Here is a 1,102-nt window from a genome sequence, read left to right on the forward strand (position 1 = left end):
GCGCTGGTTGGCCCGGCGGGCCGCCGGAGCCCAGGCGGTCGGCTACGTCACCCGCGAGACGCTGCAACGCCGCTACCCACCGGCGGCCGGGGCGTTGACGGCCGTCTACGCCTACGGTCGCCTGAGCGCCGAGGACTTCACCGCGGCCCGGCCGCCGGGCGCCCGGCCGCCGGTGCCGGCGACCCTGGTGACGATCGGCTCCCAGGACCGCCGGTACAAGGGCCACGACATCCTGCTGGCCGCGGTCCGCCTGCTCGACGGGTGGGGGCACCGGCTGCGCGTCGTCATCGTCGGCACCGGCCGCCATCACGGCGCCCTCGTCCACGCCGCCCGACGTGCGGGTCTCACCGACGTCGTCGAGTTCGTGCCGGCGCTCGACCGGGCCGGTGTGCGCGCCGTGCTCGACGCCGCGGACCTGTTCGTCCTGCCGTCCCGGACGGAGGGCCTGCCCCGGGTGCTCATCGAGGCGATGGCCCGCGGAGTGCCCGCGATCGCCACCGCGGTCGGCGGGAACGTCGAGTTGCTTGCGCCGCAGGACCTCGTCCCGTCCGAGGATCCCGAACGGCTCGCCCTGCGGATCGCCGAGGTCCTCGCCTCACCCGGCACGCTCGCCGCCATGTCCGCGCGAAACCGCGCCGCCGCCGAGGACTACCGCGGCGACCGGTTGGCCGTGCGGGCGTCGGCCTTCTACACGGCGATCGCCGAGGACCCGTCGGCGTTCGCCGTGGATCCGCCGGTGGCCGGCGCTGCGGCGCCGCCCCCAGCGCGGGGGGTGCCGGCGGTCGTGACGCCGGCTGCATCGCCACCCGCGCGGACCCCTCAGCCGACGGGAAGACGATCATGACCCCGGATGCGACGTCGACCCCCGTCGGCACGGCACCTTCGCAGGGCACGGCACCGCCCCAGGGCACGACACCTCCGGACGGGGCGGAACCTCCGGACGGTGCGGCGTCTGTGGGCGCCTCGACGACCCGCGAGACGGCGCCGGTGGTGGCCACGTCCGCCCTGGAAACCACCGGACGGACGGCGCCCGGGGACACCCGCGTCGACCGGCGGCCGCAGGCGCCGGCCGGCACCGTCATCGAGTCCCGCCCCGTCGCCC

The 1,102-nt window shown here is 77.1% G+C and carries 1 protein-coding gene; it reads left to right on the forward strand.

The window, feature by feature from the left end; all coding sequences use genetic code 11:
* A partial coding sequence (locus tag ND748_RS32525) for a glycosyltransferase (RefSeq protein ID WP_251750092.1) occupies positions 1–844 on the forward strand: 844 nt, incomplete at its 5' end.
* Positions 845–1,102: the final 258 nt, after the last annotated feature.

The sequence above is a fragment of the Frankia sp. AiPs1 genome (assembly GCF_023716945.1).
In the GTDB taxonomy this organism is placed as follows: domain Bacteria; phylum Actinomycetota; class Actinomycetes; order Frankiales; family Frankiaceae; genus Frankia.